Raw genomic sequence first — 15892 nt, 5'->3', positions numbered from 1 at the left:
GGATTTGATGTTGATGGATGTTAGGGCAGCCATCACCATCCGGCGAGAGGGGGCGGACGGTTCCGTCCGGCGGGCGGAACCGACGGCGACGGGGCGCCGGGTCAGACGGCCACCGTCGTGCCGGCGAGCAGGGCGAGGATCGTCTGGTTCGCTTCCCAGCCGTCCGGGAACTTGACCGGCACGTCGAGGTGCACGGTCTCCGTCGACGGGTGGGCGTCCAGCAGCTCCCCGATCCCGGCGCGCGCCACCACGACGCACGCCTGGCGGTGCCGCGACGTCAACACGCAGAGCCGCCCCGACTCCAGGTGGAACGCGGTCGCGTCGCGCCGCCCCGACAGCGGGTGCAGCACGATCGTCACGTCGTACTCCCGGCCCTGGAGCCGGTTGGCGGTGTCGACGGTGATGCCGGCCCCCGCCGGCCCCAGGTGCGCGCGGATGGCGGCGGCCTGGTCGCGGTGGGCGGCCCCGACGGCGATCCGGTCGGCGGTGACCGGCGCGCCCGCCGGCGCGTGCTCGGAGACGGCGACCGCCCCCCGCTGGAGCACCCGCAGCGCCAGGGCCGCGCAGGCGGAGGCGGCCTCCGCATCGGTACGCAGGGTCTGCCGCGCCGGCAGCTCGTGCAGCGCCCAGCCGGTGGCAGCCGCCAGGTCCACCGTCCGGTCCAGGGCGTCGCCCGCCCCGGGCTCGCCGAGACGCAACGCCCGGTCGGCCGGGCCGGTGCCGGCGCGGAACCCGGTGAACGGGTAGAACGCCGCCGCGACAACCGGGGCCGCCGAGGCGGGCAGCCGCCACGACACCGGCAGCCGGTGCACCGGCAGCTCCGGGTTGTGCCGCAGCAGCACGGCCACCGCCGACTGCATCGGATCCCAGGTCAGGCCCGTCCAGCGGCCCGTCTCCACCGTCGAGAACGGGTCGAGCTGACCGGGATCGCCGACGAACAGCGCCCGCTCGAACCGCCCGGCCACGCGCAGCAGGGCGTCCGAGCGCATCTGGTACGCCTCGTCGACGATCGCCCACGGCCAGGAGCCCTCGGCGACCGTGGCCCACTTGGCGGCCGTACCGATGATGACGGCCGGGCCGCCCAGGTCGGCGACCTTGGCGGCGACCCGGACCGTCTCGTGGCCCCTGACCCGCTCGGACGGCCGGTAGTCGGCGGCGGAGAGCCGCCCGATACGCAGCTCGGGCGCCTTGCGCGCCAGGCGGTCGATGAGGTCGTCGACCTGCTCGTTGGTCTGCGCGATGATGATCAGCGGTTCGCCGGCGGCGGCCAGCTCGACGGCGGCGCGCACCACCAGTGTCGACTTGCCGGCCCCCGGCGGCGAGTCGACCACCACGCCGCGATGGTCGCCGGAGCGCAGGTCGGCCAGTACGGCGGCGATGACCCGCTCCGCCTCGACCGCCGGCGGCACCTCCAGCCCGGAGCGCATCGATTCCCCCTCCCCACCGATCACCGGGACACTACGCCTGCCCCACCGCCGAGCGGTGACGCCGTGCCCCGGTCACACCCCGCGCGACGGTCGGCCCCTCGACGGCCGGGGTGTCGGGGCTGGTGGTGCGGGGCGGACGCGGCGGGCCGCCACGGAACACCGGAACCGGGCCCCTACCAGCGCGAACCCCTCTAGCGTGAACGTGCGGGCGGGGACGCCTCCGTCCGGTAACCGGCCGTGTCGACCATGGGGGTGTCCGTGCGCGGGCCGAAACGTGGTCCGGTCTGGGCGGCCCAACTGTGGCTCCGCCAGCGCCGGCGCCGGTGGCGCACCCGACGCGAACGCCGGACGGAGCGGGACCGCCGCCGGCGGACCGACGAGCGGGCCGGCAACCGGGTCAGGTGGCGCTACCGCCGCTGGCTGCGGTGGAGCATCGTCGCCGTCGCCTGGACGTTGCTGGGCTGGACCCTGCTCTCCCTGGTCCTGACGGTCCTCGGCACCGAGCCGCACTTCCTGCGGGTGACCCGGTGGTGCGAGGGTGACCAGCCGAGGGCGTACTACTGCGGGCAGGTGCAGGGCTTCGTCAAGCCCCTGATGGCCGCGGCGCTGGGCGTCGCGTTCTTCTACTACTGGCGCTACGTCCCGGTCCGCCGCTGGTACCGGCGCAACGTGCTGCGCAACAGCCGGATGGTGCTGCCCAGCGTCGAACGGGGCCTCGACCCGAACGACGTCGTCGGCCGCGACGAGCTGTGCGAGCTGCTGATCCAACGGCTGCGCGACCGGGCGACCCGGCGCCCACTGCTGCTGGTGGGCGGCATCGGCACCGGCAAGACGGCCACCCTGGCACGCCTCGCGGAGATGCTGATGGCCGCCGACGTCGTACCGGTCGGGGTCGACCTGCGGAGCGTCACCGACCCGGAGAAGCTGAACTTCCGCGAGCTCGCCGTCGAACAGTTCGGACGCACCATCGACACCCGGCTGCGCGCGTCGGGCGAGGCCGACCGGATCTGGCGGAGGCTCTGGCTGGAGAACCGCCTCGTGGTGCTCGCCGACGGGCTGGAGGAGAGCCTCGCCGACGCCACCCAGCCCGCCGACCGGGACAGCGTGCTGCGGGACGCCATCCGGGCCGCCGTCCGCGAGCGGCTTCCCCTGGTGGTCGCCTCGCGGCCCGACGACCCGCTGCGCGGGCTGGACGCGCTGCTGCTGCAACTGGAGCCGCTCGCCCAGGGCCCCGCCCTCGAATACGTGCAGGCGCGGAGCCGCCGCTCCGAAGCGGGCCACCGGTGGGAGCGCATCACCGAACTGGTCAAGGCCGCCGACGTCGCGGACTCGCCGTTCTACCTGCGGGTCATCGGGCAGCTCCACGAGGTCGACCGGCTGGACCGCGTCGAGCCGGTGGGTCCGGGCCGGGTGGCGCTGCGCTGGTGCCTGCTGGAGGAGTGGTGCGCCGCCACCGTCGCCGGCGACCTGTACGAGGACTACGGCCTGCCGCAGGTCGAACGGTCCGACGCGATCGAGGTGCTCTCCGCCCTCGCCTGCATCGGACTGCGCGACAACCGGCTGTCGGTGCGGACGACGGAACTCACCGGCGGCGACGGCGCCACCGACGCCGGCCGGCGGTGGATCCTGACCGAGCTGCGCAACCGGCTGCGCAAGCTCGACGCCGGCAACGCACAGGACGTCGGGCTGGCCGAGACCACCGGCGACGCCCTGAACATCGTGGTGAAGCGGCAGGAAGGGGTGCGTTTCCAGCACGGGGTGATCCAGGCGTACCTCGGCGCGCGCTTCCTCACCGCCGCCATGCGCGACCCCGGCTTCCTCGACCGCGCCTTCGCCCACCACCACGGACCGGGGCGGGAACTGCTGGCCGCCCTCACCCTGCACACCCACAGCGCGGGCGCGTTCGCGCAACTGGACGGGCGACGCCAGCGGACCGTCCGGCCCGGAAACCTGCCCCGCCTCGGCGACGCCGTACGGCGCAGGGTGGGCCTGCCGGCGGAGAGCCGGGACGCGGTCGCCACCCGGAAGACGTCGATCGACCTCGTGCGGCGGCTCTGCACCGAGGCGGCGCGCACCCCGAACCGCACCCGGGCGCTGGAGATGTTCGCGGCCGCGCTGGAGATGGACGCCGCCACCGGGCACACCTCGCACCGGCGGCTGGCCGACACCATCCGCAGCGCCTGGTGCCACTACCAGGGCGACGGGTCCGTCACCGACCGCCCCCTCGAAGACGCCAAGATCGCCCTCGTGCACCGCTACGGCGACGCCGCCCGCCAGCTCGCGGAGCGGCCCCCCGATCCCACCGGGCTCCGGTCGCGGCGACCCACCCCGCAGTACGACCAACTGTTCCTGATGATGGCCGACGAGGGGTCCTACCTGCCCCGGCTGGCCGCGGCCCGCGAGATCGCCGCCGGCGGCAACGCGGCCGTCCGCGCGCTGCGCGGCCGGCTCTCCGACCCGCCGCGAGCGGACGGGTCACCGGGCCAGGAGCGCCTCGACGAGATACGGACCTGGATGATGCCGTCGCTGTTCCTTCACGCCGACGACGAGCACGAGCCCGGCGAACCCAACTGGCGGCACGAGGCCCACCGGGCCCTGCAACGCTGGGTGCACCGGCTGGCCTCCGACGCCACCGACGGGGCCCGCGTCTACGAGCTCACGCTCGCCCAGGGGTTCCGCCTCGCGGCGAACTGCCGGGTCTACCCGGCGCACCGCAGCCGGCTGATCGAGGAGGCCGAGAAGGCGCTGCGGCACTCCCGGTTCTGGTACTCGCACCTGGTGCTCATCCAGGCGCTGACCCTGCTGGCCCTGCCCCGCGATCCCGGCGAGACGCTGCGCGAGCGGGGCCACGGATCGGACCCGCGCGGACTTGTCGACTTCTGGACCTCGATCGCCGGCGGCGGCGACCGCGCCCCGCACCGCCACAGCGGCACCGACCACCCGCTCGTCCGCAAGGTCGCGGACCTGTGCGTCGAGTCGCTCGTCGACCGGCACCCCGAGCGACGCTGCTGGATCGACGAGCGGGAGATCGTCGGGCGGGTCGGGACGGTCAGCCCACAGCCCGGCATCCGCCGGCTCCAGGACTCCTGGCTGCCCGCCTCGCACGGCTGGGCCGTCCTGGAACCACGGGCGCAACGGCTGCTGGCCGACGTGATGCTGCTGCTCAACCTCGCCGACCGGGGCCGGGACAGCACCGAGCGGGCCCGCCGGCTCACCCGCGCCAGCCGGCCCGAGCTGCCGCCGTGCCTCACCATCGACCGCACCGCCATGCGGGTCACCCTCAGCCGCCGCCAGGCCCACGACGTCCAGCCCGGCTCCACCTGCGTCGACGACTGCCCGTTCCGGCTGTGCCCGCTGCCGCCGAAGGGCGACGAGCTGCCGTACCAGATGGAGGAGGTCTTCTGCGCCCACCAGATCGACCTCGTCGGGCACTGGTTCCGGCCGGGCGCGCGGGCCGACTGGCAGGCGGTCAACCGCAGGGACCTGCGCGCGTTCTGGCACGAGATGTCCGAACGGATGGCCCCCGCCTGGCGCAAGTGAACCGTACGGCGTCCGGCACTAGGCTTCGACGCATGTGGACGTCGCGATGGCACGGCCTGGCGGCGAGGGTGGCCCTGGTGCCGGTGGTCGGCCTCGTGGCCGTCGTCGGCCTGGTGGTGCAGGCGTCCGGCATCGACACCGACGCCGAACGGGCGGCGCTGTTGGCGGTGCTGGCGTCCTCCGGCGCGCTCTACCTCCGCCGCCGCCATCCGGTGGCGGTGGGCGTGGTGGCGCTGGCTGCCGTCGGCGCGTACGGCGCGCTGCTGCACCGGCCCGGCCCGATCATGCTGGTGTTCGTCGTGGCGCTCTACACCGTCGTCGACGAGGGGCATCTCGGGGTCGCCGTCGGGCTCGGTCTCGCCTCGGTGGTCGCCTTCGCCGTCGCGGACAGCTACAACCGGACGGCCGAGAGTGTGAACGGGGCGACGCTGCTGCACGCCGGTTGGCTCGTCGCGGTCATCGTGGGCGTGACCCGCAACCGCCGGGCCTACCTCGCCGAGGCGCAGGCCCGGGTGCTGGCCGCGGAGCAGGGCAAGGAGGAGGAGGCCCGGCGACGGGCCACCGAGGAGCGGCTGCGCATCGCCCGTGAGCTGCACGACGTGCTCGGTCACCACCTCTCCCTGATCAACGTGCAGGCCAGCGCCGCGCTGCACCGGCCGGACCCCGACCGGTCCGCGCAGGCGCTCGCCGCGATCAAACAGACGAGCAAGGAGACGCTGCGGGAGTTGCGCACCACGCTCGGCATCCTGCGGCGGGAGGACGCGGCGCCGACCGGGCCCACCCCCGGCCTCGACCGCTTGTACGAGCTGGTCACGACGGCCGGGCGGTCCGGGTTGGAGATCCGCACCGAGCTGGCCGAGACCCGCGCGCTGCCACCGGAGGTCGACCTGGCCGCGTACCGGATCGTCCAGGAGGCGCTCACCAACGTCACCCGGCACGCCAGCGCGACCGCCGTGGTGATCCGTGTCAGACCGGACCGCGACGACGTGCTGCTGGAGGTCGAGGACGACGGCGTCGGCACGGCGGGCCAGCCCGGCAACGGGATCCTGGGCATGGGCGAGCGGGCCCGGGTGCTGGGCGGCTCGCTGACCACGGGCCCGGGCGTGGACGGCGGCTTCCGGGTACGCGCCCGCCTGCCGGTACCGCCCGTCCCGGTGCCGGCGGGCCCGCCCGCGCCCCGACCGGAGCCGGAGGGCGCGGCGTGATCCGGGTGCTGCTCGCCGACGACCAGACCCTGGTGCGCGCCGGATTCGGGTCCATCCTGGGCGGCGAGGACGGCATCGAGGTGGTCGGCGAGGCCGCCGACGGAGCCGAAGCGGTGCGGCTCGCCCGGCAACTGCGGCCGGACGTCGTCCTCATGGACGTCCGGATGCCCCGGCTGGACGGCCTGTCCGCCACCCGGGAGATCGCCACGAGCTCCGACGCCCGCGTGATCATCCTGACCACGTTCGACCTGGACGAGTACGTCTACGGCGCGCTGCGGGCCGGCGCGAGCGGTTTCCTGGTCAAGGACACCGAGCCCGCAGAGCTCATCCACGGGGTGCGGGTGGTGGCGCGCGGCGACGCGCTCATCGCACCGTCGATCACCCGCCGGCTGATCTCCGAGTTCGCCGCCCGGGCCACGCACCCGGATCCGGGGCCGCGGCTGAGCGCGCTGACGGAGCGGGAGCGTGAGGTGCTGACGCTGGTCGCCGCCGGCCTGTCCAACGACGAGATCGCGGCGCGGCTGGTGCTGAGCCCGGCCACCGCGAAGACGCACGTCAGCCGGATCATGACCAAGACCCGGGTCCGGGACCGGGCCCAGTTGGTGATCCTCGCGTACGAGTCCGGCCTGACCGTTCCCGGCTGGCTCGCCCGCTCCTGACGGCGACCTCCGCGGCACCGCACCGACCCGGCGCCCTGGCTAATCGGCGATCAGGCGCCCTGGCAGTTCAGCGATCCAACGCCCTGGCCAGTCGGCGATCAGGCGGTGCGCCGGGCACGCACCAGGGCCAGCCCACCGAGGACCACGGCGACCAGTCCCACCACCAGGGCCACGTAGGCCCCGCCCCGCCCGTTCCCGGTGCCGATACCGCTGTCGGAGGTGACCACGACCAGCCCGCCGAGGGCGACGCCGATCAGCCCCGCGGCCAGCGCCACGGTGGCCCCGAGCCGGCCGGAGCCGGTGCCGAAGCGACCGGCGGGGCGGGCCAGAGCCAGCCCGCCGACGATCACGCCGGCCAGCCCCAGCAGGGCGGCGACGGTGGCCCCGAGTCGTCCGGCGCTCATGGTGTAGGCGCTGGTGGCGGCAAGCAGGTGACGGACGTTCATCGAGGATCCCTTCGCTCGCATGACGAGTACAGCCGGCAGCGTATGTACCGGCGTGGTCACGGGTCGTCATGCCGGAGTTGGCGATGGGCCTACCACCCGGGTTGCGCGCGCCCGGGGTGACGTACCCCCCTGGTTGTCCCACGCCCTCGTCAAGGGCAGGGCGGGCAGGACTAGTCGCCGGCACGTCGGGTACCCGCGGCCGGGATACGGAGGTGACGCGCGGATGACGAAGTTCCTGTTCATGGCGACCTACACGGTCGAGGGGATCAACGGGTTGATGAGGGAAGGCGGGACGAGACGCGCCGAGGTGATCCAGGCGTTGGTCGAGAACACCGGTGGCCGGGTGGAGTCCTTCCACTTCGGGCTCGGCCCGCACGACGCGTACGTGATCTGCGATCTTCCCGACCAGCAGACCGCCGTCGCCCTGGCCACCACGATCCGGGCGGCCGGCGGCCTGGACACCCGGGTCAACCCCCTGCTGACCCCGGAGGACATGGACGGGGCGCTCCAGCTGAACATGCCCTACCGGCCGCCGGGAGGCTGACCCGTCGACCCGGACGCGGAGCAGGGCGGGCACGACCCGCTCGGTCATGCCCGCCCTGCCGACGTCGTCCGTCTCGTTCGTGCCCTTGTGCTGCGACCGCGCGTACGGTCAGCCGACGCGTTGGCGGGGGCGGGTCAGGGCGAACCCGACCACGCCCGCGACGGCGGCCAGGATGCCGCCGCCGACGGTCCAGTACCAGCGGGACGACAGGCCCGGCCACCGCACCCAGTCGAACCAGCCGTCCTCCTCGTCACCGGCCGCCCCCGGAGCCGGAGTGCTGGCGGTCGGATCGCCGGCGAGCACCTTGCCCGGGTTCACCGCCGGGACCAGGGGCTCCTTCAGGTCGCCACCCTCCGGCTCGGTGTCGCCGTCGGACTCCACCCCGACCAGCAGGCTCACCTCGATCGGCAGGCCCAGCTCCTGCTCCGGCAACTCGATGCCGGACAGCCGGACGTAGTAGGTGCCCGGCAACGGGTCACCCGACCACGGCTCGGCCCACGAGCGCACCTGGCGCAGCTCGCAGTCGAGTTCGACGGTGGCGGCACTCTTCGACGCCACCGGGGTCTGCGCCCCCGCGACACACGCCTGCCGGCGGCGCAGCCCGTCGAAGACCTCGATCGTCCAGGTGGAGTCGCCCTTCCGGCTCGCCGCGGCGGGCAGCGACACGGTGGCCGCGACGTGATGGGTGTCCCCCGCCGCAGCCGTGAACGACCAGTACAGGTAGTCGCCCACGGAGGCGCCGACCCGTACCGGCTGGCCGGGGCTGATCCCGGCGGCGGTGAGGAACGAGGTTCCGGCCTTGTTGATGGTGGCGGCCCCCGGCGACGGGGTGGGCGTCTCCGCGCCGGCGGCGGCCGGCAGCGCGACGGCGATGCCGGTGGCGGCGAGCAGCACCGCCGCCCGGCGGGCCGAGATCGGGGCCTTCGTCATCGGGTCCTCCAGACCGCGACCCACCAACGGGTCAGCCAACCAACGATCAACCCACTGAGCAGGCCCGCCAGCATGAGTACGCCCAGCAGCACCCAGCCCCGGCCGAGACCCGGACTGTTCGGGGCGGGCGACGCGTCGACCAGGTCGATTGTCAGTTCGAGCGGCATGCCCGGAGCCGCACCGGCGCCCGCCTTCGCGGAGAACGAGTTGCTGACCACCAGGCAGACGACGGTGGGCTCGGGAGCCTTCTCCGTCGACTCCGTGAAGACGCCGCCCTTGTCGTCGTCCGCCGACTCCTCCTCGTCCTCGTCGTCCGCCGCCGACCAGCGCACGCCTGTCGACAGCACGTCGGTGCGACCGCTGCCGGCGTCGTTGCCCCGGACCAGTTCCCGCCCGTCGGTGGCGGTGGCCCGCAGCAGTACGCCGTAGTCCCGATTCAACGGCCGGTCCAGGCCGATGCTCACCGAGGCCCGCAGCTCCTGCCCCGGCTGGACCGGGATCCGGTACCACCGGTGCTCCTCGAAGCGCTCCCGGTCGGTGTAGACACCGGGGGTGAGCACGGGCGCCTTGGCGCAGACGTCGGTGCCGGCCACCTTCGCCGGCGTCTTCGTGTGGGTGTCCTTGGCCCGTTCGACGATCTGCTTGATCCGCCGGGTCAGGTCGTCCTTGCTCTGCGCGGAGGTGTACGTCCCGCCGGTCGCCGAGGCGATGCAGACGAGCTGCTTGCGTACCTTCTCGTCCGGGATGAGGCCGAGCGTGTCGACCACCAGGTGGGTGCCCTGGGCGGCCAGCTCGCGGGCCACCTCGCAGGGGTCCGGTGGCGCGCAGGTGTCCTCGCCGTCGGTGATGAGCACGATGCGCCGGGTGGTCTCGCCGGAGCCGAGGTCCTTCGCCGCCTCGCGCAGGGCCAAGCCGACGGGGGTGAAGCCGGTCGGGCGCAGGGTGGCGATGGCGTTCTTGGCCTTCACCCGGTCGACGGGGCCGACCGGTACGAGCTGCTGGGTGTCCTGGCAGCCGACCTTCTTGTCGTCCCCGCCGTAGGTGGCGCCGAGGACGCGGATGCCGAGATCCGTCGTCTCGGGCAGCGCGTCCACGACGTCGTTGAACGCCTCCTGGGCCACGGCGATACGGGAGCGCCCGCCGATGTCCTTGGCGCGCATCGAGCCGCTGACGTCGAGCACCAGCTCCACCTTGGGCGGCTCGACGGGTTCGGTCTCGTGCTCGTCGGCGTAGGCGGGAGGCACGCCCAGTGTCGGGAAGGCCACCAACAGTCCTAACAGGACTGCTGGGAGCCGTCGTTTGATCATCACAGGCGCCGATCCTAGTGATCACCAAGCTCTCGCCCGACCGGGCGGCCTCGTCAATATCCACTGCGGACTGATCGACCTCATCGAAAGCCACACCCGGGGAATAGGCATCAATTACGCTTGCCCATCATGTCGGCCGCCTCTCGCAGAGCCGCGCCGGACACCTCCGTATCGATGGGTCGCGGGCACGACGGCAGCGGACGGAACACCGATCTGCCCACGCTCGGTCAAAGCTCAAGCCCGCACCTACACCCCCCGTTGCCGGCTCGTCGCCGGCCTGACCCGCGTCCCACCGAAGGAGTACCAGTGCCGCTGTATGAAATCGACGGCGACCGCCTGCGCCGGCACGACGCGGCCCGCTTTGCCGCCCTCGGCATCTACGAACGCGACGACCTACAACGGCTGCTGCGTGACGACATCGCCGTGCTGAGCCCGGACCTGCTCGTCGTCGCCGAGGAGTTCGGCAACTGGGAGGACTCGAGGCGCCGGATCGACCTGCTGGCCGTGGACAAGACCGGGCATCTGGTGGTCATCGAACTCAAGCGCACCGATGACGGCGGGCACATGGAGCTTCAGGCTCTCCGGTACGCAGCGATGGTCTCGGCGATGAGCTTCGACGAGGTCGTCGCGGCCTACGAGGACCACCTTTCCCGGATCCGGTCGGACGAGGACGTCGACGCCAGATCGGAGTTGCTCGCCTGGCTCGATCTAGGAGACAGCGACGAGGCGCCGATCATCTCCTCCGACGTGCGCATTCTGCTCGTCTCGGCGGACTTCGGGCGGGAGCTGACCACCGCCGTGCTGTGGCTCAACCGTTTCGACGGCATGGACGTACGCTGCGTCCGGCTCATCCCGTACCGGATCGACGGACGGGTCCTGCTGGACATCCAGCAGGTCATCCCACTGCCCGAGGCGGCCGACTACCAGATCCGGGTCGGTCGCAAGGTCGCTGAGCAGGAACGGCGAGGCACCGACAACCGGGATTGGACCAGGTATCACATCATCGTCGAGGGCCAGGTGCTGCCGGACGAGAACAAGCGCCGAGCAGTGCGGCTGATGATCGAGAAGCTCATCCAGCGAGGGGTGCCGGCGGCGGCGATCGGCGGCGCGCTGTCGCCGGGCCGGTTCCGGCCCATCGAGGGCGAGCACCACGGCGAGGATGAGGTGCGGGTTGCGCTCGCCGATCAGTACCCCGGCGTGAAGGTCAGCCGCTGGTTCACGGAACACGCTCTGGTGCAGGACGGCCGGACGTGGGTGGTACGGAAGGTGTGGGGCCGCAACACCGAGCCCACCCTCACCACGCTGCGGGACTCGTTTCCCGAGGCGAAGGTCGGCTTCCAGCAAGCGACTCCCGGCCCCGCTGCCGGGCAGGCGTGACGCGATGGCTGCCGCCGACCTCACCGCCGTCACGGTCAGGCGATCCGGGGCGGCGTCGCGGTCAGGCGGCGAAGCCGCGCCGGCCCTGGGAGGCGTCACCCGGTAGCGGGAGGTCCTCGACGTGCTGCCACTCCAGCTCGTCGTTCTGCCGTAGTCCCGCCTCGCCCCAGGAGACGCGGAGCAGCCCGGCGTCCGAGTTGCAGGCATAGCCGACCAGCAGCACCTTCGGCTCGACGGAAAGTCGCTCGGCTGCTTCCCGCAACTCCGACCGGTCGCGGGATTCCTGGTCGTTGAGCGGCATGAACGGCAGGGTGTCCTGCTGGTAGCGCGGCTTCGGGCCGTACAAGTCGAGCAGGTCGCGGGCGAAGCGACTGAAGGTGCGCCCCGGTCGGACCCGTGCGATCTCGAGGTCGCTCCTGGTGGAGTAGTGCCAGGGCAGCAGGAAGTGCCCCGAGCAGACGGTGATCCTGAACTGGGCACCCGGTGGCCGCAGGTCCGTCACGTCGGGCAGTTCCCGTAGGTGCTGGTGCAGTTCCTCGTACTGGACCAGCCAGCGCACGGATCCGAAGGCATGGTCACTGGTCATCTCGGACGCCTCCCGGGCGTCCATGGCGCGCTCGACGGCCCGCTTGAGGGCCGCCGGAACGCGCTTGCGCAGCGTCACCGCCTGGGCGAACCCGAACTTCTCGATCGACCACTGCGACGGCCCGTCCGCAACACGCACATCGATCACCCCTCGTGTCCTGTCGCACACGCTCCGACATAGACAATCTCACGGAGATCGATGTCGAACCAGGGGGTCTCACGGCATTCCGGCCACCTCCCGGCGGTGGGCGCGCAGCGCGGCGGCGTTCGGACGGTCCGCCGCCCGGGTCGGCAGGCGCAGCTCCTCGCCGTGCCAGCTCCCGTAATGCGCGGCCTCCGCCTTGACCCGAACGCGGAGTTGTTCGTCGACCCAGATGAGGCCCCGGTCGAAGAGGTTGTGCACGTCGGCCCGGAGCAGCAGACCGTTGGTCACCCGGTTCGTGGCGGGTCCGTCGTACGGCGAGATGTGAGCGGCCTGGAGGGCGGCCCCGGTGTCGCAGCCGGTGATCGCGCAGCGTCCCCCGTACGCCTCCAGGAGCCGGCGCCGGAAGTCGGCCTGCCCCTGGCGGGCAGTGACCTCCACGAGCCTCCGGCGACGCCCCTCGGGCAGGGCATCGGGCTCCGGCGCGCCGACCGCCTCCAGCGCGTCAACGAGCCGGGCGCGCTCGGTTGCGCTCATCCCCCGCACGCCACGCACCGACCCGGTTGGCACCCCGGGCAGGTTCTCTTCGTTGCTGCGCAGATGCCGGGTCAGCTCGGCATCCCACCGGATGGGCACCCGCCACTCCGACCCGCCTTCCGTCGCCTGCTGATAGGGGTCGTCCCAGGCGACGCCCGCCGCGACAAGACGAGCGGGTGGCTTGGTGGTGTACGCCCAGATCCGGTCGCCGGCGGCGATCTGGTGGTAGCCGGCGGCGAGCCGCAGGTCGGCCACCGCGCCGCTGTGGAAGTACTCCCACACATCTCCCGATGGGCTGCCGTCTCCGTCAACCGGGTAGACCCAGTCGGTGTGTTCGTGCCGGCCGAGCACCGCATCGGCGAGTGGCTGACTGTGTCCCCGAGCGTGCAGGGTCCGCGACCGCAGTAGTGGTTCGGTGAGGGCACGGGCGGCGAGGACGACACGCTCGTCCCCGAGCACCGCGATCAGGTCGTCGACGCCACCGGCGAGGCACTCCTGGTCGGGTCCGGCATCGACATAGTCAGACGGCCACCGGGTGATGCCGGGATGGGCCGCCCGGAAGGCCGCGGGCGTCCAGCGCGCGTCGAGCACCGACTTGCGGACGACCATGAAACCCTCGGCCCGGGCGTCGGCGGCCGGCTCGGTCGGCTCGTGCAGCACGAACGTCTCCATCGTCTTCAAGGAGATTGCCGACAGTCGTGGCGGGTCCGTCCTGGTGCCGGGCAGGCAGGAAAGTGCCCAGTACTCCCGCTCGGTGGCCGCCGCGTCCGGCACGACCGCGTCGAGGTAGGCCCGGTTGGCCGCCACCACGGAGTCGAAGTACGAAAGCTCCGCCAGCCGTGCGAAGCGGCTCGCGGCACCCGTGGACGTGACCTGTTGCCCGGGCAACAGCTGGTTGAAGCGTGGAGCGATCCGGGTTAGCAGGGCCTCCTTGAGCGCCTTCGGCTCATCCGTCTCCCGCCACCTGATCTCGCACCGGCCGAGCCACGCGGCGATCTCGTCGGTGGTCGCCTGCCGGCCGAGTTCACCGTCGAGCAGCTCGCCGACCTGCTTGTGCAGCACCGACGAGCCCCGGTTGCCCCGCAGGTGGGCTCGGAGTCGTTCCCGAAGAGTCCGCCCCGTCTCACCCACATAGACGATGTCGCCGTCGAGGATGACGACGTGTGTTCCGGGCGCGAGCGGTGCCCGGTCGGCCGTGTCCCGGTTGAACGGCTTCGGTTCGGTGAAGGTGGCGAGCAGACCGTCGAGAGTGGAGTCCGGCATCCCGGGAGGCTACCGGGGCCGAAGGTCATTCGCGGTTTCCAGGGCTCGGGACCGCCAGGATCAGTGCCGCCGGGCATCCGCCGCCGGGACGGCGACCGTTCAATGGGCGGCCCGCCGGGCTAGCGAGCGCTCCTCGGCGTGCCGGGTCTGCCAGGTGCGCAGCGCCTCCTTGATGCGGTGGTTCTCGGCGCGGGTGAGGTCGAGCTGGCGGGTGCGGTCGCGCAGCTCGTGGGCGAGGCGGCACAGCAGGGCGTCGACCTCGTCGACCCGGTAGCCGCGCCGGCCGAGCGGCGTACGCGGCAGGGCGACGTCGAGGACCCGGTCGGGGGTGAGCGGGCCGGGCAGGGCGTGGCGACTGCGGTAGACGGCCATCAGGGCACCAGCTCCGCCGGCAGGTGGATACGGTCGGCGGGCACCCCTGCGGCGAGCAGCCGCAGCCGCGCGCCGGCGAGCATCGGGGGCGGGCCGCAGACGTACACGTCGTCATCGGGGCGGCGGTGGTCGAGGGCGATCGTGAGGGCGTCGCCCTGCTCGGCGGGCTCGGCGCCGGGGTCGTGGCTGAAGGCGGGCACGACGGTCAGCCAGCCGTGGGCATGCTGGAGCTTGTCGAGGGCGGTCGCGTCGTACAGGTCCGCGAAGGTGCGCGCGCCGACGACCAGGGTCACCCGCCGGCCGTCGGGCGCGGCGGCGACCTGCTCGACCAGGGCGCGCAGCGGCGCCAGCCCGGTGCCGCCGGCCACGAGCAGGAGGTCCCGCCGCGCGGACGGGTCCAGGCACAGCCCGGCGTCGCGCGCCGGGCCGAGGTGGAACAGCTCGCCGGGGCGTACGTCGTGGACGAGGCTGTGGGCGACGGCCCCGGCGGCGACGGCGCGGACGTGCAGCTCGACGGTGCCGTCGGGGCGCGGGGCGTTGGCCGGGGAGAGCCAGCGCCAGCGGCCGGGCCGGCGCGGCGTGCAGACTCCGACCGCCTGGCCGGGCCGGTGGGGCAGGCGCTGCCAGGGGCGTACGGTCAGGATCGCGATCGTGTCGCACGGCCGGTCGTGGCCGATCACCTCGGCGGGGCACCAGGCCGGGCCATCCTCGGCGCGGGCGGTGGCACGCCGCACGGCCTCGTCCGCGCGGCGGCCGGCGTGCTCCCAGGCGTCGGCGAGCCGCGACGTCCACAGTGGGCGGGCGCGCCGGGCGACGGCGGCGAGCAACGCGTCGCCGATGGTGGCGGCGTGCGGCAGCAGGCCATGCTGGCGGTACGCGCGGCCGAGCACCGCCAGCAGCGCCGCCTGCCCGGCCGGGTTGTCGCCGCCGACTGTGAGGCGGCCGAGCCCGGCGAAGAGCAGCGGCGCGTCCCGTTCGGGCAGCAGGCCGGGGCGGCGGTCCTCCAGCGTGCACCAGAAGTCGTCGGCGCCCCGCTCGACGGCTGCCTCCCAGGCGGCGGCGATGCTCACGCGCCCACCTCCCCGGCGAAGGCCCGCCGGGCGCGGGCGATCCGGTCGTCGGGCTCGTCGAGCGCCCAGAGCACCCCCGCCAGGTAGTCGACGACGCGCCGGTGCTGCTCCTCCGACAGGCCGAACCCGCGCCACGGGTCCGTCGCCGGCTGGCCTTCGGCGGCAGCGGCGAGGCCTGCCGCCAGGTGCGCGCCGAGCCGCCCCAGGTCGACCCCGATGAGGTACGGCGACAGCTCCGCGTCCGCCACTACGAGCCGCAGCCACCGCCCGACCACCTCCTGCTCGCTCACGCCCAACTCCTCGGGGGTGTAAGGAAGGTGCCCTTGTCAACGGATTCGGTAGAGGAAGGGCCCCTTGCCAACGGTTGGAGTGGCGCCGGGGTGGGCGGGAGCGGAGCTGTGTCGTTCGGGAATCGACGCAGTTCCGGAGCCAGCACCCGCCCCGGGCCATGCGTCCACCATTTCTGAGCTGCGGAAAGAGCAGAACGA

At 73.2% G+C, this 15892-nt stretch carries 14 protein-coding genes; 5 read left to right on the top strand and 9 right to left on the bottom strand.

The window, feature by feature from the left end; all coding sequences use genetic code 11:
- Nucleotides 1–101 precede the first annotated feature (101 nt).
- Complete coding sequence (locus AB0B83_RS01775) at nucleotides 102–1427, bottom strand: AAA family ATPase (protein ID WP_357576529.1); 1326 nt, start codon at nucleotides 1425–1427, stop codon at nucleotides 102–104.
- A gap of 237 nt (nucleotides 1428–1664) precedes the next feature.
- Here AB0B83_RS01775 and AB0B83_RS01770 point away from each other — a divergent pair, with 237 nt between their 5' ends.
- Genes AB0B83_RS01770 through AB0B83_RS01760 form a run of 3 tightly spaced genes read left to right on the top strand, consistent with a single transcriptional unit; the run spans nucleotide 1665 to nucleotide 6831 of the window.
- Nucleotides 1665–4967, top strand: coding sequence for a hypothetical protein (locus AB0B83_RS01770; RefSeq protein ID WP_357576528.1), 3303 nt, complete (start codon nucleotides 1665–1667; stop codon nucleotides 4965–4967).
- A 32-nt stretch (nucleotides 4968–4999) separates the two neighbouring features.
- On the top strand, nucleotides 5000–6172 hold the full coding sequence (locus tag AB0B83_RS01765) for a sensor histidine kinase (RefSeq protein WP_357576527.1): 1173 nt from the start codon (nucleotides 5000–5002) through the stop codon (nucleotides 6170–6172).
- On the top strand, nucleotides 6169–6831 hold the full coding sequence (locus AB0B83_RS01760) for a response regulator transcription factor (RefSeq protein ID WP_357576526.1): 663 nt from the start codon (nucleotides 6169–6171) through the stop codon (nucleotides 6829–6831). The genes AB0B83_RS01765 and AB0B83_RS01760 overlap by 4 nt, the downstream gene beginning before the upstream one ends.
- Nucleotides 6832–6929: 98 nt before the next feature.
- On the opposite strand, the gene AB0B83_RS01755 is transcribed toward AB0B83_RS01760, so the two are convergent.
- A complete protein-coding gene (locus tag AB0B83_RS01755) occupies nucleotides 6930–7277 on the bottom strand; it encodes a DUF6223 family protein (protein WP_357576525.1) in 348 nt (115 codons plus the stop codon).
- A gap of 223 nt (nucleotides 7278–7500) precedes the next feature.
- Here AB0B83_RS01755 and AB0B83_RS01750 point away from each other — a divergent pair, with 223 nt between their 5' ends.
- Complete coding sequence (locus AB0B83_RS01750) at nucleotides 7501–7821, top strand: GYD domain-containing protein (RefSeq protein ID WP_357576524.1); 321 nt, start codon at nucleotides 7501–7503, stop codon at nucleotides 7819–7821.
- A 108-nt stretch (nucleotides 7822–7929) separates the two neighbouring features.
- On the opposite strand, the gene AB0B83_RS01745 is transcribed toward AB0B83_RS01750, so the two are convergent.
- Both AB0B83_RS01745 and AB0B83_RS01740 read right to left on the bottom strand, forming a co-directional pair.
- Nucleotides 7930–8751, bottom strand: coding sequence for a peptidase (locus tag AB0B83_RS01745; RefSeq protein ID WP_357576523.1), 822 nt, complete (start codon nucleotides 8749–8751; stop codon nucleotides 7930–7932).
- A complete protein-coding gene (locus tag AB0B83_RS01740; protein WP_357576549.1) occupies nucleotides 8748–10058 on the bottom strand; it encodes a VWA domain-containing protein in 1311 nt (436 codons plus the stop codon). The genes AB0B83_RS01745 and AB0B83_RS01740 overlap by 4 nt, the downstream gene beginning before the upstream one ends.
- Before the next feature lie 306 nt (nucleotides 10059–10364).
- On the opposite strand from AB0B83_RS01740, the gene AB0B83_RS01735 reads away from it, so the two are divergent.
- On the top strand, nucleotides 10365–11435 hold the full coding sequence (locus AB0B83_RS01735; protein WP_357576522.1) for a hypothetical protein: 1071 nt from the start codon (nucleotides 10365–10367) through the stop codon (nucleotides 11433–11435).
- Nucleotides 11436–11496: 61 nt separating this feature from the next.
- Here the strand turns inward: AB0B83_RS01735 and AB0B83_RS01730 are convergent, their stop codons facing one another.
- The 5 genes from AB0B83_RS01730 to AB0B83_RS01710 all read right to left on the bottom strand — a co-directional run bounded on the left by AB0B83_RS01730 (nucleotide 11497) and on the right by AB0B83_RS01710 (nucleotide 15694).
- Entirely contained in the window at nucleotides 11497–12159 is a 663-nt protein-coding gene (locus AB0B83_RS01730) for a hypothetical protein (protein WP_357576521.1), read from the bottom strand.
- A 78-nt stretch (nucleotides 12160–12237) separates the two neighbouring features.
- On the bottom strand, nucleotides 12238–13962 hold the full coding sequence (locus AB0B83_RS01725; protein ID WP_357576520.1) for an HNH endonuclease: 1725 nt from the start codon (nucleotides 13960–13962) through the stop codon (nucleotides 12238–12240).
- A 99-nt stretch (nucleotides 13963–14061) separates the two neighbouring features.
- Nucleotides 14062–14334, bottom strand: a complete 273-nt coding sequence (locus AB0B83_RS01720; RefSeq protein ID WP_357576519.1) for a DivIVA domain-containing protein — start codon at nucleotides 14332–14334, stop codon at nucleotides 14062–14064.
- Nucleotides 14334–15404, bottom strand: a complete 1071-nt coding sequence (locus AB0B83_RS01715) for an FAD-binding oxidoreductase (RefSeq protein ID WP_357576518.1) — start codon at nucleotides 15402–15404, stop codon at nucleotides 14334–14336. Before AB0B83_RS01715 ends, AB0B83_RS01720 begins: the two co-directional genes overlap by 1 nt.
- Nucleotides 15401–15694 carry a hypothetical protein gene (locus AB0B83_RS01710; RefSeq protein ID WP_357576517.1) on the bottom strand — a complete coding sequence of 98 codons (294 nt, stop codon included), beginning with the start codon at nucleotides 15692–15694 and terminating at the stop codon, nucleotides 15401–15403. The genes AB0B83_RS01715 and AB0B83_RS01710 overlap by 4 nt, the downstream gene beginning before the upstream one ends.
- Nucleotides 15695–15892: the final 198 nt, after the last annotated feature.

This window comes from Micromonospora sp. NPDC049060 (assembly GCF_040649055.1).
Taxonomy (GTDB): domain Bacteria; phylum Actinomycetota; class Actinomycetes; order Mycobacteriales; family Micromonosporaceae; genus Micromonospora; species Micromonospora reichwaldensis.
Note: the sequence above shows the minus strand (reverse complement) of the source record. Positions and strands in the feature narration are given on the sequence as shown.

Bases quoted from the DNA above. Each gene is read 5' to 3' on its own strand.
- AB0B83_RS01725 (WP_357576520.1), bottom strand. From the start codon at position 13,962: ATGCCGGACTCCACTCTCGACGGTCTGCTCGCCACCTTCACCGAACCG.
- AB0B83_RS01740 (WP_357576549.1), bottom strand. From the start codon at position 10,058: ATGATCAAACGACGGCTCCCAGCAGTCCTGTTAGGACTGTTGGTGGCC.
- AB0B83_RS01745 (WP_357576523.1), bottom strand. From the start codon at position 8,751: ATGACGAAGGCCCCGATCTCGGCCCGCCGGGCGGCGGTGCTGCTCGCC.
- AB0B83_RS01775 (WP_357576529.1), bottom strand. From the start codon at position 1,427: ATGCGCTCCGGGCTGGAGGTGCCGCCGGCGGTCGAGGCGGAGCGGGTC.
- AB0B83_RS01750 (WP_357576524.1), top strand. From the start codon at position 7,501: ATGACGAAGTTCCTGTTCATGGCGACCTACACGGTCGAGGGGATCAAC.
- AB0B83_RS01765 (WP_357576527.1), top strand. From the start codon at position 5,000: ATGTGGACGTCGCGATGGCACGGCCTGGCGGCGAGGGTGGCCCTGGTG.
- AB0B83_RS01720 (WP_357576519.1), bottom strand. From the start codon at position 14,334: ATGGCCGTCTACCGCAGTCGCCACGCCCTGCCCGGCCCGCTCACCCCC.
- AB0B83_RS01755 (WP_357576525.1), bottom strand. From the start codon at position 7,277: ATGAACGTCCGTCACCTGCTTGCCGCCACCAGCGCCTACACCATGAGC.